This is a genomic window from Streptomyces sp. NPDC101393 (assembly GCF_044767385.1).
Taxonomy (GTDB): domain Bacteria; phylum Actinomycetota; class Actinomycetes; order Streptomycetales; family Streptomycetaceae; genus Streptomyces.
Genome location: NZ_JBIWNU010000006.1, coordinates 212,911 through 229,057 on the forward strand (window position 1 = coordinate 212,911; position 16,147 = coordinate 229,057).

12 protein-coding genes are annotated in these 16,147 nt (G+C 72.3%); 11 read left to right on the forward strand and 1 reads right to left on the reverse strand.

Features of this window, described 5'->3' with window-relative positions:
• Nucleotides 1-451: 451 nt before the first annotated feature.
• Nucleotides 452-1,744: an IS701 family transposase gene (locus ACIRQ7_RS20700; protein WP_401471133.1), complete on the forward strand. Its 1,293-nt coding sequence runs from the start codon at nt 452-454 to the stop codon at nt 1,742-1,744.
• Here the strand turns inward: ACIRQ7_RS20700 and ACIRQ7_RS20705 are convergent.
• Nucleotides 1,720-3,672, reverse strand: a complete 1,953-nt coding sequence (locus ACIRQ7_RS20705) for a helix-turn-helix domain-containing protein (protein ID WP_404264169.1) — start codon at nt 3,670-3,672, stop codon at nt 1,720-1,722. The genes ACIRQ7_RS20700 and ACIRQ7_RS20705 overlap by 25 nt on opposite strands.
• A 222-nt stretch (nt 3,673-3,894) precedes the next feature.
• Here ACIRQ7_RS20705 and ACIRQ7_RS20710 point away from each other — a divergent pair, with 222 nt between their 5' ends.
• The 10 genes from ACIRQ7_RS20710 to ACIRQ7_RS20755 all read left to right on the forward strand — a co-directional run bounded on the left by ACIRQ7_RS20710 (nt 3,895) and on the right by ACIRQ7_RS20755 (nt 16,127).
• On the forward strand, nt 3,895-4,611 hold the full coding sequence (locus ACIRQ7_RS20710; RefSeq protein ID WP_404264171.1) for a 50S ribosomal protein L11 methyltransferase: 717 nt from the start codon (nt 3,895-3,897) through the stop codon (nt 4,609-4,611).
• A gap of 118 nt (nt 4,612-4,729) precedes the next feature.
• Nucleotides 4,730-6,883, forward strand: coding sequence for an aminodeoxychorismate synthase component I (gene pabB, locus ACIRQ7_RS20715; RefSeq protein ID WP_404264173.1), 2,154 nt, complete (start codon nt 4,730-4,732; stop codon nt 6,881-6,883).
• A gap of 257 nt (nt 6,884-7,140) precedes the next feature.
• Nucleotides 7,141-8,103 (forward strand): ParB/RepB/Spo0J family partition protein, encoded by a 963-nt coding sequence (locus ACIRQ7_RS20720; RefSeq protein WP_404264175.1) that lies wholly within the window; start codon nt 7,141-7,143, stop codon nt 8,101-8,103.
• Between the two features lie 39 nt (nt 8,104-8,142).
• Nucleotides 8,143-9,327, forward strand: a complete 1,185-nt coding sequence (gene aroC, locus ACIRQ7_RS20725; protein ID WP_404264177.1) for a chorismate synthase — start codon at nt 8,143-8,145, stop codon at nt 9,325-9,327.
• 43 nt (nt 9,328-9,370) lie between these two features.
• Nucleotides 9,371-10,621, forward strand: a complete 1,251-nt coding sequence (gene aroA / locus ACIRQ7_RS20730; protein ID WP_404264179.1) for a 3-phosphoshikimate 1-carboxyvinyltransferase — start codon at nt 9,371-9,373, stop codon at nt 10,619-10,621.
• Between the two features lie 413 nt (nt 10,622-11,034).
• Nucleotides 11,035-11,523 carry a PhzA/PhzB family protein gene (locus tag ACIRQ7_RS20735; RefSeq protein ID WP_401471118.1) on the forward strand — a complete coding sequence of 163 codons (489 nt, stop codon included), beginning with the start codon at nt 11,035-11,037 and terminating at the stop codon, nt 11,521-11,523.
• Between the two features lie 24 nt (nt 11,524-11,547).
• Nucleotides 11,548-12,720, forward strand: a complete 1,173-nt coding sequence (locus ACIRQ7_RS20740) for a 3-deoxy-7-phosphoheptulonate synthase (protein ID WP_401471115.1) — start codon at nt 11,548-11,550, stop codon at nt 12,718-12,720.
• A 46-nt stretch (nt 12,721-12,766) separates the two neighbouring features.
• Nucleotides 12,767-13,390, forward strand: a complete 624-nt coding sequence (locus ACIRQ7_RS20745; RefSeq protein ID WP_404264182.1) for an isochorismatase family protein — start codon at nt 12,767-12,769, stop codon at nt 13,388-13,390.
• Nucleotides 13,387-15,258 carry an anthranilate synthase family protein gene (locus ACIRQ7_RS20750; RefSeq protein WP_404264184.1) on the forward strand — a complete coding sequence of 624 codons (1,872 nt, stop codon included), beginning with the start codon at nt 13,387-13,389 and terminating at the stop codon, nt 15,256-15,258. The genes ACIRQ7_RS20745 and ACIRQ7_RS20750 overlap by 4 nt, the downstream gene beginning before the upstream one ends.
• Nucleotides 15,255-16,127: a PhzF family phenazine biosynthesis protein gene (locus ACIRQ7_RS20755; RefSeq protein ID WP_401471109.1), complete on the forward strand. Its 873-nt coding sequence runs from the start codon at nt 15,255-15,257 to the stop codon at nt 16,125-16,127. The genes ACIRQ7_RS20750 and ACIRQ7_RS20755 overlap by 4 nt, the downstream gene beginning before the upstream one ends.
• The last annotated feature ends 20 nt before the right edge of the window (nt 16,128-16,147 follow it).

Sequence of the window (16,147 nt, forward strand, 5' to 3'; positions counted from 1 at the left end):
CGGCCGCCGGTTGGCTGGATTGATTGCCCCTGACGGATGACGTGGACCCGGCGACGGGTTCGACGAGGCCGGTTTTCCCGCCCGCAGCATGGCCGAAAATGACGTCCTGTGGCACCGGGGCCATTGACAAGCCCGTGACGCTCGCTGGGATGGTGTGACCCGGGTATCAAAGGCCGCCGCGGTGTCGTGGTCCGCCTGCCGCCGGGCTCGCCCCGCCCCGGGCCGTCGGTCCCTCCTGCCCGCGGTCCTCGGTGTGCCGCGGTGGTCCGCCCACCGTCCTCTTCGCACGGCTGCGCGTCCGCCGCCGCCCCGATCGGGGGCCCGGGAGGCCCCGAGGTGTCCGCACCACCGACCGGTGCCGGAGTTAGGGCGTCGGCGTACCTCGTCCGGGCACACCGCTTCGACCAGTCTTGGCGGCGGTCGGCAACTCAGGTGTCGGAGGGGGAGACAAATGACTGTGTCGTTCGATGAGGGTGCGGTGGCGGATGTTGCGGCGGGTGTCTGGGGAGGGACCGCGTCCGACGGGTTGGTGGAGGGGCGGGAAGCGGCCACACGGGAGCTGGCGGAGGTGCTGTTCACGTCGTTCGCGAGACGGGACCAGCGGCAGAAGGGCGAGCAGTATCTGCGCGGGATGCTGAACACCCCCGGCCGTAAGTCCATCCGCAACATCGCCGCCCATGTGGGCGGCTCGGGGGCGGAGCAGAGCCTGCACCACTTCATCAGCAGCTCCACCTGGGACTGGCAGCCGGTCCGGGAGGCGCTGGCGGCGTATCTGTCGCGGCTCAGCCCGCCGCAGGCCTGGGTGGTGCACCCGATGCCGATCCCCAAGGCGGGAGAGCAGTCGGTGGGCGTGGACCAGGGCTACGACCCCTGCCTGGGGGCCTTCCGGGGACAGCGGGCCTTCGGCGTCTGGTACGCGTCCGAGCACCTCAACACCCCTATCAACTGGCGGCTGTTCCTGCCCGACTCCTGGATGCAGGACACCGCGCGGCGCCGGCAGGCCGAGATCCCGGAGGGCGCGGGCGAGGAGACGCTGGAGGAGTGCGCGGCGAGCGCGGTACTGGAAGTCCTGGGGTCCTGGAAGGTGCCGTCGCGCCCGGTGGTGCTGAACACCCACATCGGTCACGTCGGCAGCACCATGGGCCGGTTCACCCGGGCCGGGGTCCCCGTGATCGCCCGGGTCAGCGGAACCGCCCGGCTCTCGGTCCATGACCCCGCACTGCCCGGCTACGGCGGCGGGCCGCTGGCCGCCCAGCAGATCCTGGCGGCGGTCAACGGCCTGCGGCGCAGGGTGGGATGGGCCGACCCGGCCGGCCCGGCCGCCGCGGCCGGCGGACTGACCGCGGCCGTACGGGTGGGGGCCGCCGGAGGAGGGGTCCGCGGCCGCCGGCCCGGCGCGGGCGACGACGGCGCCGACCTGATGCTGCTCGGGGAGTGGAGCGGCGGGCGGAGCTCACCGGATGCCCTGTGGGTGACCAACATGACCTCGGTTCCGGCCGTCGCGCTGCTGCGGATGACGAAGCTGGGCGGCCGGGCCTGCCGTGACCTGGCCGCCGTGGGCGAGGACGTGGGGCTCAAGGACTTCGAGGGCCGCTCGTTCAAGGGCTGGCACCGGCACATCACCCTCGCCTCCGCCGCGCACGCGGTGGCGGCGCTGACCGGGCAGACCGGGCAGACCGGTGAGCGGGCCCGGCCGCCGGTCCACGCACCCGGGCCGGTCTACGCGCCGCCCCGGTCGGCCTGATCCGCCAGGGGAGGGGTGCGCGGTCGGTAGACGGCACCGCGGGCCCGCTGGAGACGCAGCGCGAGCTGGATCTCCAGTGCGGTCGCGGGCTGTTGCCAGTCGGGCCCGAGCAGCTCGGTGATCCGGTCCAGGCGGCGGGCGACGGTGTTGGTGTGCACATGGAGGTCTTTCGCCGCGCGGCTGGGACTGCCGCCGGAGGTGAAATAGGCCTCCAGGGTGCGGACGAGGTCGGTGGAGCGCTGCGCGTCGTACTCCACGACCGGTCCGACGGCGGAGGAGATGAAGGCGTCGACGTCGTGGTCGTCGGACAGCAGCAGGCCGAGGAAGCCCAGGTCCCCGGCGGCCGCGGCACCGCCGGTGCCACCGAGGGCGACCAGGGTGTCCAGGCAGCGCAGCGCCTCCTGGTAGACCTTGCTGACCGCCGCCAGGTCCTTCGCCGGGCCTGCCGCGCCCGCCGATACCGCGTGCCCCAGCAGCTGGGTGAGCTCGTCCGAGGCGGCACGTGCGGCGGCCGACGCGTCGTCGCCGGGCAGGAACAGCACCACGCGGTCGGCGCTCACCGTCATCAGGCCGGCGTGCCGGTAGGCGTAGGAGGAGGCCCAGATCGCGGCCTCGCCCCGCTTGGCGCCGTCGGGGCACAGCACGACGACCACATGAGGGGCCGTCGGGTCGATGCCGATCCGGCGGGCGCGCTCGGCGAAGTGGCACGGGGTTCTGGGGGTGCCGGACAGCAGGTCGGCGAGGTACTCGTCACGGGCGGGCCCGGATGCCGGCGCGAGATTGTGCCGCAGCAGCAGGACCAGGGCGACGCTCTGGCCGGTGAAGTGGAGCAGCCGCCGGTTCTCCTCGCTGAGTGGCTCCGGGCTCTTGCAGAGCAGGATTCCCGGTCCCTCCACCCCGCCGGCGACGAGGGCGGCCCACAGGCCGTCCGGCAGCTCGATCGCGGCGGCGGTGGCATGGGAGTCCGCCATCGCCCGCACCACCGTGGCCGTCGGGATCTCCGGGACCGGCCCGGTCGAGGCCATCGTCCGGCCCCCGGCGTTGCGCAGGACGAGATCCGCCCCCAGGGAGGAGGCCGCGGCCCGGAGGATGTCGTGCAGATCGGCGCCCTCCAGGCACATGCCGGTGAGCCCGGCCTGTACCTCGGCCAGCGACCGGCTCTCGGTGAGTGCCGCGCCGATACGGGTCTTCTCGGCCTCCGCCGAGGCCAGGGCCGACTGGACCCGGTCCCGATGGCGGGTCGCCTCGATCGCCGACGCGGACAGGTCGGCCAGGGAGCGCAGCAGGCTGACCTCGTCCGGTGAGAAGTGCCGGATCGCGCGCGAGGCGCCGTACAGCGCGCCCACCGTCCGGCCGTCGTACGTCATCGGCACGGCCAGGATCGCGTGCAGACCCTCGGAGTTGACGACCCGGTCGATCTCGTCGGAGTGCGGGAAGCGTTCGTCGGTGAGGTAGTCGGGCGTCCAGAAGGGGGCGCTGGTGCCCTGTGCCATCTCGCCCAGGCCGAGCCCGCGGCCCATCTCCAGGCCGGTGTTGAGCGCGGTGGTGTCGCCGTCGGACTTGTGGACGTAGCTGCTGCCGTCCGGGAGCCGCAGGCTGACGTAGGCCATGTCGAAGGCGAGCATGCGGCGGGCGTGCCGGGTGACGACGTTGAGCATGCCGTCCAACTCGTGGTGTAACGAGATCTCCTGGGTGGTGTCCACGAGGGCGGCGAGTGCGGACTCGCGGCGCCGGCGCTGCTCGGCCGTCGCGCGGATGTCCATGGCGATCCGGACGGCCGCTTCCAGCTTGCCCGACCGCTCTTCGCCGCCGGAGTGCCGCCGCGCCTCCCACAGGAGGTCCTCGAAGCTTCGGGGAGGGGCCTCCCCGGCCAGCAGTTCCAGGACCGCGAATATCTGAGAATCGGTCGGTGATTCCCCGGATTCCACCAAGTCCCCCCAGACCCGAAGGTAAGATCTTTAAGCGGACTTTAACTTCTTGATCGGGACGGGTCAAGCTTCGATGTCCCGGACGGATTCCGCTGTGTGCTCCGGTCACCCTTTGGCGGGTCAGCGTGGTCACGGGGACACCTTCCGATCGCCGGCCTCCTCGGAAAATATCGCGACGGGGTGTCACAAGAGTGATGTCCCGACGGATTACAAGGGGTGGGGATGACAGGAAAGGCGAGTTATGTGAGTTCGCTGGCGCGCAGCAGGGCGGCGCTGGCGAGTGGGCGAAGACCGGAGGTATTCGCCCTGGCCGGACGGGAATGGGACCTGCTGGACGGGGTGTTCGCGCCGGTCTGCTCGGCGACGACCGGCGTCGCTCTCGAACTGCTGGGGCTCACCGGGGACGAGGCGCCCGCCTTCCGGCGGGACGGCAGCTTTCTGGAGGTCGGGTCCGGGACGGGCGTCATCGCCGTCAGCGCCGCACTGGCCGGATGTTCACCGGTGGTGGCCACCGACATCAGCGTCTCGGCCGTGCAGAACACCGACAAGAACGCCGCACGTCATGGAGTTGCCGACCGGCTGACCTCGGTGCACGGCGACCTGTTCGGCGCGATCGGGGCCATGGCCCGTTTCGACACCGTGTACTGGCACTCCAACTACGTGCTGGCGCCGCCCGGTTACCGCCACCGAACGGACCACGAGCGGGCGTACGTGGACCCCGGGTACGAGGCCCACCGCCGCTACCTCGCCGAGGCACCCGGCCTGCTCACCGAGGGCGGCACCGCCCTTCTGCAGTTCAGTGAGCGCGGCGATCTGAAGCTGCTGCGGCGGCTCGCCGAGGAATGCGGCAGGACCTTGCGTCCGTTGCGCCGGCGGCAACTGACGGAAGGCGACGAGACCATCGAACTCGTCCTTTATGAAATCTCCGTGAAGAACTGACGCCGCCGTTCCGTCCGGTTTTCCCGGACGACGGATCCATTTCACCTCGCGGGCGGATCGCGTGACCCGCAATTCGCCCCCGATATCCGTGCATTCAACAACGATATACGGAATCACCGTGCGGACGCTGATCATAGACAACTACGACTCCTTCACCTACAACCTCTTCCACTGCCTGGCCGGGGCGACGGGCCGGGACCCGGTGGTGATACGCAACGACGACCCGCGGTGGCACCGCGGCATGCTGGACGGGTTCGACGCGGTCGTCCTCTCACCGGGCCCGGGAAACCCTTCCGTGGACGCCGACTTCGGGATCTGCCGTGAGGTCGTCGCGCACGCCGATCTGCCGCTGCTCGGGGTCTGCCTGGGGCATCAGGGCCTGTCGCTGTGGCACGGCGCCACGGTGGGGCGGGCCCCCGAGCCGCGCCACGGACGGGTGTCGCCCGTGCTGCACGGCGGCACCGGGCTCTTCCAGGGGCTGCCGTCGCCCTTCGACGTGGTCCGCTACCACTCGCTGACCGTGACGGACCTCCCCGACGAGCTGGAGCCGACGGCCTGGACGCCGGACGGGATCCTGATGGGGGTCGCGCACCGCCAACGGCCCATGTGGGGGCTGCAGTTCCATCCCGAGTCGATCCTCACCCGGCACGGCAAGGACCTGCTGGTCAACTTCGCCCGCCTGGCCGCGGACCGGCGCGCCGACCGGGACCGTACGGTGCCCGCCTCGCGCCGGCCCGCGGCCCGGCCGCCCGCCGCACCGGACACCGGGGCCTGCACCGCCCCGCGCCGCAAGCTGCGGGTGCTGGTGGAGCGGACGGCCACCGGCCGGGACCCCGAGGAGGTCTTCGCCGCCCTGTTCCGGGACAGCGACCACTCCTTCTGGCTGGACAGCGGCAGACCCGACGCCGACAGCGGGCGGTTCTCGTTCATGGGGGATGCCTCCGGGCCGCTCGCCCGGGTGGCCACGGCGGACGTGGCGAGCGGCACCGTCACCGTGCACTCGGCCGCCGGCACCGAGGTCGTCCTCGGCGCCTTCCTCGACTGGCTGGACGGGGACCTGCGCGCGGCGGACACCCGTGTCCCGCCGCTGCCCTTCGACTTCGCGCTCGGCTGGGTCGGCTACCTGGGATACGGGCTCAAGGCCGAGTGCGGCGGCGACATGGGGCACCGGCCCGAGGAACCGGACGCGGCCATGGTGTTCGCCGACCGGGCGGTGGTCTTCGATCACCTCACGGCGCAGACCTACCTGCTGGCCCTCGCGGAGGACGGGGCCGAGGGCCCGGCCCGCGCCTGGCTGCGCACCACCGCCGCGGAACTGGCCGCGCCGCCCGCCGCGCACCCCGGCGCCCGGCCCGTCCCGAGGACGGGAGGGGCACCGCCGCCCGCACCCCTCGACGGCATCCGGCTGCGGCACGGACGCGACCGCTATCTGGCCCTGATCGACCGCTGCCAGGAGGAGATCGCCGCCGGCGAGACCTATGAGGTCTGCCTGACCAACATGGCCGAGGCGGCGGGCGACATCGACCCCTGGACGGCCTACCGCTTCCTGCGCCGGCACAGCCCGGCCCCGTACGGAGCGCTGCTCGGCTTCGGCCCGCTGTCCGTGCTCAGCACCTCGCCCGAACGGTTCCTGCGCGTCGGGGCGGACGGGAGAGCCGAGTCCCGGCCCATCAAGGGCACCCGCCCGCGCGGCGCCACACCCGCGGCCGATGCCGCGCTCAGGGCGGATCTGCGGACCAACGAGAAGGACCGCGCCGAGAACCTGATGATCGTGGACCTGGTCCGCAACGATCTCGGCCGGTGTGCCGTACCGGGCTCGGTGGAAGCGGACATCTTCCAGGTCGAGACCTATGCCACCGTGCATCAACTGACCAGCCGGGTACGGGCCCGGCTCCGCCCGGAGCACTCCGCGGTCGACTGCGTACGGGCCGCCTTCCCACCCGGCTCCATGACCGGCGCGCCGAAGATCCGCACCATGCGGATCATCGACGCTCTCGAGGCGGGTCCGCGTGGCGTCTACTCCGGCGCCCTCGGCTACTTCTCGCTCACCGGGGCGGCGGATCTGAGCGTCGTCATCCGCACCGCGCTGGTGACACCCGGGCGCCTTCGCTACGGGGTGGGCGGCGCGGTCATCGCCCTGTCGGACCCGGCCGGGGAATTCGAGGAGACGGCGGTCAAGGCGGCGCCGCTGCTCGCCGTCACCGGGACCGTCTTTCCGGGCCGGCGTGCGGACGACCTGGTGCCCTCGGGGGCGGCACCGCGCGAGGCGTGAGCCGGCGAACGCCCCGTCGGGAGGGCGGCGGCAGCCCCCGTCCGCCGCCCTCGCGCGCCAGGAGCCCGCGCTCCGGGAGAACTTGACGGACTCCCCCGTACCTGACGGAGTAGCGCCATTTTCTTTGGCGCCGGAGTGCCGCATCACGCACGATCTTGCCGAACGAAGACGTGCGGACGCGACAGTCGGCCGCGCCGGCCAAGGGGGAGCACTTCGTGACACGGATGGGGATCTCGGCCCACGTCCAGGCTGCGGCGATGACGGGAGAGCCGCGCAATGTTCCGCTCGGTGCGCTGCGGCCGTCGGACTCGCCGCGCAGCGGGCCCTGCGACGAACGGCACATCGGCGAACTCGCCGCACTGGAAACGGACTTCGAGCCGATCCTGGTGCACCGGCCGACGATGCGGGTCATCGACGGCATGCACCGGCTGTCCGCCGCCGCACGCCGGGGCAGCCGGGAGATACCGGTGCGGTTCTTCGACGGCAGCGAGGCGGACGCCTATGTGCTGTCCGTCCAGCTCAATGTCCGGCACGGACTGCCGCTCACCCGCGACGAGCGCCGTACGGCGGCGCTGCGCATCCTGCGCTCGCACGCCCACTGGTCGGACCGGGCCATCGCGGAGCGCGTCGGCCTGAGCGGCAAGACGGTGGGCCGGCTGCGCCGGTGTGCGACCGAGGAGATTCCGCAGTCGCACACCCGCGTCGGCCGGGACGGCACGGTGCGGCCGGTCAGCAGCGCGGAGGGCCGGCGCATGGCCGCCCACCTGATGGCCGCCGACCCGGGAGCCTCGCTGCGTGAACTCGCCCGGCTGTCCGGGGTGTCCACGGCGACGGTCCGGGACGTGCGGGACCGGGTGCGGCGCGGTGAGGAACCCGTTCCCGGCGGCCGGGCGCCCGCCGCCGCGCCCGCCGCCGCGCCCGTGGCGGCCCGGCGGGCGGTCCCGGCCCGTCCGCAGTGGAACGGGGAGCCGGCCCCACGCCCGGCGGACACGGTGGTGCGCAAACTGGTGAAGGACCCCGCGCTGAAGGGCTCCGAACCCGGCAGGCTGCTGCTGCGCACCCTCCTCGCCACCGAGCTCACCGCCCGGCAGTGGCAGGAGATCACCGCCGCGCTGCCGGACCACTGCGCCCCGCTGGTCCGCGTGCTGGCGGCCCAGCGGGCCGCGGAGTGGACGGCCCTCGCGCACGCGGCGTCGCGTTCCGTGCCGGGCGCGGCCTGAGATGTACCCCATCGGCAGAGCGAGCTCCAGGGAGCGGTGTTGAGCAGGTTGCGTTGGCTGACGGCGGGGGAGTCCCACGGACCCGCGCTGGTGGCGGTATTGGAGGGCCTCCCGGCCGGGGTGCCCGTGACCACCGGGGCGGTGGCGGACCACCTGGCCCGCAGGCGGTTGGGGCACGGGCGCGGCGCCCGGATGACGTTCGAGCGCGACGAGGTCACGTTCCTCGGCGGGGTCCGTCACGGACTGACCCTCGGCTCCCCGGTGTCCGTGCTGATCAAGAACACCGAATGGCCCAAGTGGGAACAGGTCATGGCACCCGACCCGGTGGACCCGGCGGTGCTCGCCGCCTCGGCCCGCAACGCGCCGCTGACCAGGCCCCGGCCGGGGCACGCGGACCTGGCGGGCATGCAGAAGTACGGCTTCGGCGAGGCGCGTCCGGTGCTGGAGCGGGCGAGCGCGCGGGAGACGGCGGCGCGGGTGGCCCTGGGCGCGGTGGCACGGTCGTACCTCAAGGAGACGGCGGGCATCGAGGTCGTCTCGCATGTGGTGGAACTGGCCTCCGCGAAGGTCCCGCCCGGCGTCTGCCCGGCCCCGGCGGACGTGGCGCGCCTGGACGCCGACCCGGTGCGCTGTCTGGTCCCGGACGTGTCGCGGGCGATGGTGGCGGAGATCGACCAGGCGCACAGGGACGGCGACACCCTGGGCGGCGTGGTCGAGGTGCTGGCCCACGGCGTGCCGGTGGGGCTCGGCTCGCATGTGCACTGGGACCGGCGGCTGGACGCGCGGCTGGCCGCCGCGCTGATGGGGATCCAGGCGATCAAGGGCGTCGAGGTCGGGGACGGCTTCGAGCTGGCCCGGGTGCCGGGTTCGCGGGCCCATGACGAGATCCGGATGACGCCGCAGGGGGTGCGCCGCACCTCGGGGCGCTCCGGAGGAACCGAGGGCGGGCTCTCCACGGGCGAACTGCTGCGGGTGCGGGCGGCCATGAAGCCGATCGCCACGGTGCCCCGGGCCCTGGAGACGGTGGACGTGGCGACGGGCGGGCCGGCGCGGGCGCACCACCAGCGCTCCGACGTGTGCGCGGTGCCCGCTGCGGGGATCGTCGCGGAGGCGATGGTGGCCCTGGTGCTCGCGGACGCGGTGGCGGAGAAGTTCGGCGGCGACTCGGTGCCCGAGACGCGCCGCAACGTCCGCTCCTACCTGGAAGCGCTGGTCGTGGCGTGAAGGGCCCCGAGGCGTCGCGTACGCGAAGACAGCCGGAGGAGAGATGACCACCACCGCGGTACCGGGCTCGAAGTCGCTGACCGCGCGGGCACTGTTCCTCGCGGCGTGCGCACCGGGCACCTCCACGCTGCACCGCCCGCTGCGCTCCGACGACACCGAGGCGTTCGCCGGGGGACTGCGGGCGATGGGGCACCGGGTCACGACGGCCGGGGACCGGTGGACCGTCGAGGGGAGCGGAGCCGGGCCGGGCGCTTCGGCCGGCCGGGAGGTGGCCGAGGTCAACTGCCGGGACGCGGCCACCGCCGGGCGCTTTTTGCCCGCGCTGGCCGCCGCCGGACACTCCGCCGTCCGCTTCGACGGCTCCGCCCAGCTCCGGGCCCGGCCGGTCGCCCCCGTCGTCACGGCGCTGCGGTCGCTCGGCGCGGACATCCGGTACGAGGGAGCCGACGGCCGGCTTCCCCTGACGGTCGCGGGCCGCGGGCTGCGGGGCGGGTTCCTCCGGCTGGACGCGGGCCTGTCCTCGCAGTTCCTGACCGCGCTGCTGCTGGCCGGCCCGCTGATGGAGCGGGAACTCGTCGTCGAGACCACGGACCTGGTGTCCGTGCCGTACGTGGACATGACGCTCTCACTGATGCGGCACTTCGGCGCCGAGGCCGAGCGGGAGGGGCAGGTCTTCACCGTGCGCCCCCGCCCCTACCACCCGTCCGACTACCGGGTGGAGCCCGACGCGTCGACCGCTTCGTACTTCCTGGCCGCGGCGGCCGTCACCGGCCGTACGGTGACGGTGCCCGGCCTCGGCGACTCCTCCCGGCAGGGCGATGTGGAGTTCGCCCGGGTGCTCGAACGGATGGGTGCCCGCGTCCGGATCGCCCCTGACGCGATCACCGTGACCGGACCGCGGCGGCTGCGCGGAGTGCGGGTGGTGATGCGCGACATCTCGGACACCATGCCGACGCTGGCCGCCATCGCGCCGTTCGCCGACGGCCCCGTCCACATCACGGACGTCTACAACACCCGGGTCAAGGAGTGCGATCGGCTGGACGCCTGTGCGCAGAACCTTCTGCAGCTCGGGGTGCCGGTGGAGGTGGGCCGGGACTGGATCCGGGTCCACCCGTCCACCCCGCACCCCGGGCTCGTGCGCTGTCGTGGCGACCACCGCATCGCCATGGGCTTCAGCATCACCGGATTGCGCACCGCCGGGGTCCAACTGGACGACCCCGGCTGCGTGAAGAAGACCTTTCCCGGGTTCCACGCGGCGCTGGCAGGGCTGCGCCGGGAGTGGGGCCTGAACTGACGCTCCGCACCGCCCGGTTGCCCGCGCTCCACCTCTTCGGTGGGCGCGGGCTTTTGCATGAGCGGCATTCTGCCGCGACCGCCGTTCGCCCGATGCCCGCCTTTCTCGCGTGGCGAGAAAGGAACTGCCTGCCTTTCTCGCGTGGTGAGAAAGGGGGCGGACAGATGTGAACTCCCGGTGTGCGCATTGCTTTCCGGCCAACGAGCCGGTGGCTAGTCTTGGTGAAGTCCACAGTCGTTGGACGTGTGGCAGGACCGGTCGCCGGCAGGGAGCACCGGACGGCAATCGCCTTTCCACCCCGCGCGACCGGTAAATGTATTCGCCACCCACCTCGGTGTGCCGTCGATTGACGCGGCTTTCGGTGCCCGTCCGACGTCGCGACCCGAGTCCGAGATTCCCCCGAAGGAGAAGCTGTGCCCGAAAACGCCGTGACACCCGGCTTCGCCGACGCCGCCGAGCTGCGTCGCAAGAACCGCGCCGTCGTCGAGCAGTACATGAACACCAAGGGTCAGGACCGCCTCAAGCGCCACGAGCTGTTCACCGAGGACGGCAGCGGCGGCCTGTGGACCACCGACACCGGGAAGCCGATCGTCATCAACGGCCGGGACCGGCTCGGCGACCACGCCGTGTGGTCGCTGAAGTGCTTCCCCGACTGGGAGTGGTACAACATCCGCGTCTTCGAGACGGACGACCCCAACCACTTCTGGGTCGAATGCGACGGGCACGGGAAGATCCGATTCCCCGGATATCCCGAGGGCTACTACGAAAACCACTTCCTCCATTCGTTCTCGCTGGACGACGGGAAGATCACGCAGAACCGCGAGTTCATGAACCCGTTCGAGCAGCTGCGCGCACTGAGCATTCCCGTGCCGGAGATCAAGCGCGAGGGCATACCCACCTGACGCACCGCACGATAGGAGAGACGCATGGAAAAGGTTCTTCGTGAATTGGGGTCACTCAAGGCCCTGCAGCAGCCCGACTGGAGCGACCGGCATCAGCTCCAGCGGGTGCGGGAAACCCTGGAGGCCCGCCCGCCGCTCGCCCGCGCCACCGACATCCGCACCCTGCGTTCCACGCTGGCCCGGGTCGCCGCGGGCGACGCCATGATCATCCAGGCCGGGGACTGCGCCGAGGACGTGAACGAGCACACGCCCGGCTCCGTGACCCGCAAGACCGCGGTCCTCGACCTGCTGGCCGGCTCGCTGCGGCTGGTCTCCCACAAGCCGGTCGTACGGGTGGGACGGATCGCCGGCCAGTTCGCCAAGCCCCGTTCGCAGTCCACCGAGGTGATCGACGGCGTCGAACTCCCCTCGTACCGGGGCGACATGGTCAACGGGCCGGAGGCCGACCCGGAGAACCGCCGCCACGACCCGCTGCGCATCCTGGCCGGCTACATGGCCGCCAACGACATCATGGAGAACCTCGGCTGGAAGGGCCGCACGGAGGCCAGCGGTATCGAGGCACCGGTGTGGACCAGCCACGAGGCGCTGCTGCTCGACTACGAGATGCCGATGCTGCGCCGGGACGAGCACGACGGGCTGTTCCTCGGCTCCACCCACCTGCCGTGGATCGGTGAACGCACCCGTCAGGTCGACGGCGCCCATGTGGCCCTGCTCGCCCAGGTGTTCAACCCGGTGGCCTGCAAGGTCGGACCCTCCATGACCACCGACGAGCTGCTCGCCCTGTGCGAGGCCCTGGACCCCGGCCGCGACCCGGGCCGGCTCACGCTGATCGCCCGGATGGGCGCCGACACGGTCGCCGACCGGCTGCCGCCCCTGGTCGCCGCGGTGCACGCCGCGGGCCACCCGGTGATCTGGCTGACGGATCCGATGCACGGCAACACCGTCTCCGCGCCCAGCGGCCACAAGACCCGCATGGTGGAGACGATCGCCCGTGAGGTGACCGCGTTCCGCAAGGCGGTCACTTCCTCAGGAGGCGTGGCCGGCGGTCTGCACCTGGAGACCACCCCCGACGACGTCAGCGAGTGCGCGACCGACCCGGCGTCCCTCGCCCGGGTCGGGGACCGCTACACCAGCCGCTGCGACCCGCGCCTGAACCCGTGGCAGGCCGTCAGCGTCGTCTCGGCCTGGAACGGCTGAAGCCCACCCGACGGAAATCAGAAGCTGGAGACAGGTCTTGTCTGCCTTGTCCGGTATACCGCCCATCGAACCCTATCCACTGCCCTCGGCCGGCGACCTCCCGGCGAACACGGCCCGGTGGACCGTCGACCCCGACCGCGCGGTACTGCTCGTCCACGACATGCAGCGGTACTTCCTGCGGCCCTTCCCGGAAACCCTCCGTGACGCCGTCGTGCGCAACGCGGCGCAGGTGCGCGACTGGTGCGCCGACCGTGGGATCCCGGTGGCCTACACCGCCCAGCCGGGGGGCATGGACGACGAACAGCGCGGTCTCCTCAAGGACTTCTGGGGCCCGGGTATGCGGACCGAGCCCGCCGACCGGGAGGTCGTCGACGAGCTGGCCCCCGTACCCGGCGACTGGGTCTTCACCAAGTGGCGCTACAGCGCCTTCTTCCGCTCCGACCTGCTGGAGCGGATGCGCGCCGACGGGCGCGACCAGCTCCTGATCTGCGGCGTCTACGCCCACGTCGGCGTCCTGATGTCGGCGGTGGAGGCGTTCACCCACGACATCCAGCCCTTCCTGGTGGCCGATGCGGTGGCCGACTTCTCCGAGGAGTACCACCGGATGGCCGTCCGCTACGCCGCCGAGCGGTGCGCGATGGTCGTCACCGCCAAGGAGGTGCTCGGGTGAGCCTCCTGGAGCGGGTACTGAGCCCGGACCCGGGCCCCTTCGCCGTCCTGCACCGGCCCGAGACCACCGGCCCCGAGCTGCTCGACATCCTGGTCGGCGAGGTGTCCTGGCCCGCGTCGCTGGCCGCGATCCCGCTGCCCACCGCGCCCCCGCCGGACGGCAGGGTCACCCACGAGGTGCTGACGGTCATCCCGTACCGGCAGATCGCCGAGCGGGGATTCGCGGCCGCGGACGACGGTGCGCCGCTGATCGCGCTCACCGTGACGGGCCAGGAGACGGCGCCGCTGGAGGAGGTGATGGCCGGTATCCCGGACGTCCCGACGGTGCTGACGGGGGCCCACTTCGACGTGGACGACGAGGAGTACGCGGCCACCGTGCGCCGGGTCGTGAGCGAGTCCATCGGGACCGGCGAGGGCGCCAACTTCGTCATCAAGCGGTCCTTCGTCGCGGACATCACGGACTACGGCCCGGCCGCCGCGCTGGCCTTCTTCCGGCGCCTGCTGGAGCGCGAGTCGGGCGCCTACTGGACCTTCGTCATCCACACCGGTTCACGCACCTTCGTCGGTGCCTCGCCCGAGCGGCACATCAGCGTCCGTGACGGGGGAGTCGCCGTCATGAACCCGATCAGCGGCACCTACCGCTACCCGCCGGCCGGGCCGGACCTGCCGGGCGTCATGAGCTTCCTCGCCGACCGCAAGGAGGCCGACGAGCTGTACATGGTGGTGGACGAAGAGCTGAAGATGATGGCCCGGATCTGCGCCGAGGGCGGCCGGGTGGTCGGCCCCTATCTCAAGGAGATGGCCCGCCTCGCGCACACCGAGTACTTCATCGAGGGCCACACCGACCGCGACGCCCGGGAGATCCTCCAGGAGACCCTGTTCGCGCCGACCGTCACCGGCAGCCCGCTGGAGAGCGCCTGCCGGGTCATCGCCCGCCATGAGCCGGAGGGGCGCGGCTACTACAGCGGCGTCGCCGCCCTGATCAGCCGCGACGAGAGCGGCCGGCACTGCCTGGACTCGGCGATCCTGATCCGTACCGCCGACATCGCGGACACCGGACGGGTGCGGATCGGCGTCGGCGCCACATTGGTGCGCCACTCCGACCCGGAGTCCGAGGCCGCCGAGACCCGGGCGAAGGCCGCCGGCCTGATCGCCGCTCTGGAGAGCGGCGGCCCGACCCGCTTCGCCGCGCACCCGTCGGTGCTGGCCGCCCTGGAGAGCCGCAACGACGGCATCGCCGGCTTCTGGCGCAGCGAGTCGGCGGCCCGGCCGTCCCCGGCATCGGGGCTGGTGGGACGGAAGGTGCTGGTGGTCGACGCGGAGGACACCTTCACCGCGATGATCGCCCATCAGATCCGGTCCCTGGGGATGGTCGTGACCGTACGGCGCTTCGACGAGGACCACACCTTCGACGGGTACGACCTCGTCGTCATGGGCCCCGGCCCCGGCGACCCCGCCGAGGCGGACCACCCGAAGATCCACCACCTGCGCCAGGCCGTGGACGACCTGCTGCGCGAGCGCCGCCCCTTCCTCGCGGTCTGCCTCAGCCATCAGGTGCTCAGCCTGCGGCTCGGCTTCGGCCTGCACCGCAGGGACGTGCCCAACCAGGGGGTGCAGCGGGAGATCGACCTGTTCGGCAGCCGCGAACGCGTCGGCTTCTACAACACGTTCGCGGCGCTGAGCACGGCGGACAAGGCCGAGCCCGAGGGGGTGGGGATCGTGGAGGTCTGCCGCGACCCGGGCACCGGAGAGATCCACGCCCTGCGCGGTCCGCACTTCGCCTCGATGCAGTTCCACGCCGAGTCCGTACTCACCCAGAACGGCCCGCGGATCGTCGGTGACCTGCTGAGGGAGGTCCTCTCGTCGTGACCGCACCGCCCGACAACCAGCTGGAGAAGCAGATGCACAGGTACGCCGTCGTGGACGCCTTCGCCGACGAACCGCTCCGCGGCAACCCCGTCGCCGTGTTCTTCGACGCCGATGACCTCTCCGCCGCGCAGATGCAGCGCATCGCCCGCGAGATGAACCTCTCGGAGACCACGTTCGTGCTCGCCGCGCAGCACGGCGGCGACGCCCGGATCCGGATCTTCACCCCGGTCAACGAACTGCCCTTCGCCGGGCATCCGATGCTGGGCACCGCGATCGCCCTCGGTGCGGAGAGCGACCGGGACCGGCTGATGCTGGAGACCGCGATGGGGACCGTCCCCTTCGAGCTGGACCGTGCCGACGGCGAAGTGGTGGCCACCCGGATGCGCCAGCCGGTGCCGACCTGGGAGCCCTTCGCACGCGCCGACGAACTGCTGGCGGCCCTGGGCGTGAAAACCTCCACCCTGCCGGTGGAGATCTACCGCAACGGCCCGCGGCACGTCTTCGTCGGCTTCGAGAGCGTCGAGGCGCTGTCCGAGGTCGAGCCCGACCACCGCGCGCTGGCGCGGTTCCCGGACATGGCGACCAACTGCTTCGCCGGATCGGGCACCCACTGGCGCAGCCGGATGTTCTCCCCGGCCTACGGCGTCGTCGAGGACGCGGCGACCGGGTCGGCGGCGGGGCCGCTCGCGATCCATCTCGCGCGCCACGGTCACCTGCCCTACGGGCAGCCGATCGAGATCCTGCAGGGCGTGGAGATCGGCCGGCCGTCCTTGATGCTCGCCCGCGCCGAAGGGGCGGGCGAGAGCTTCCACAGCGTCGAGGTCGGCGGGGCAGGGGCCCTCTTCGCCCGCGGCACCGCCCTGGTCTGACGGGCCGGCACCGCCACGCA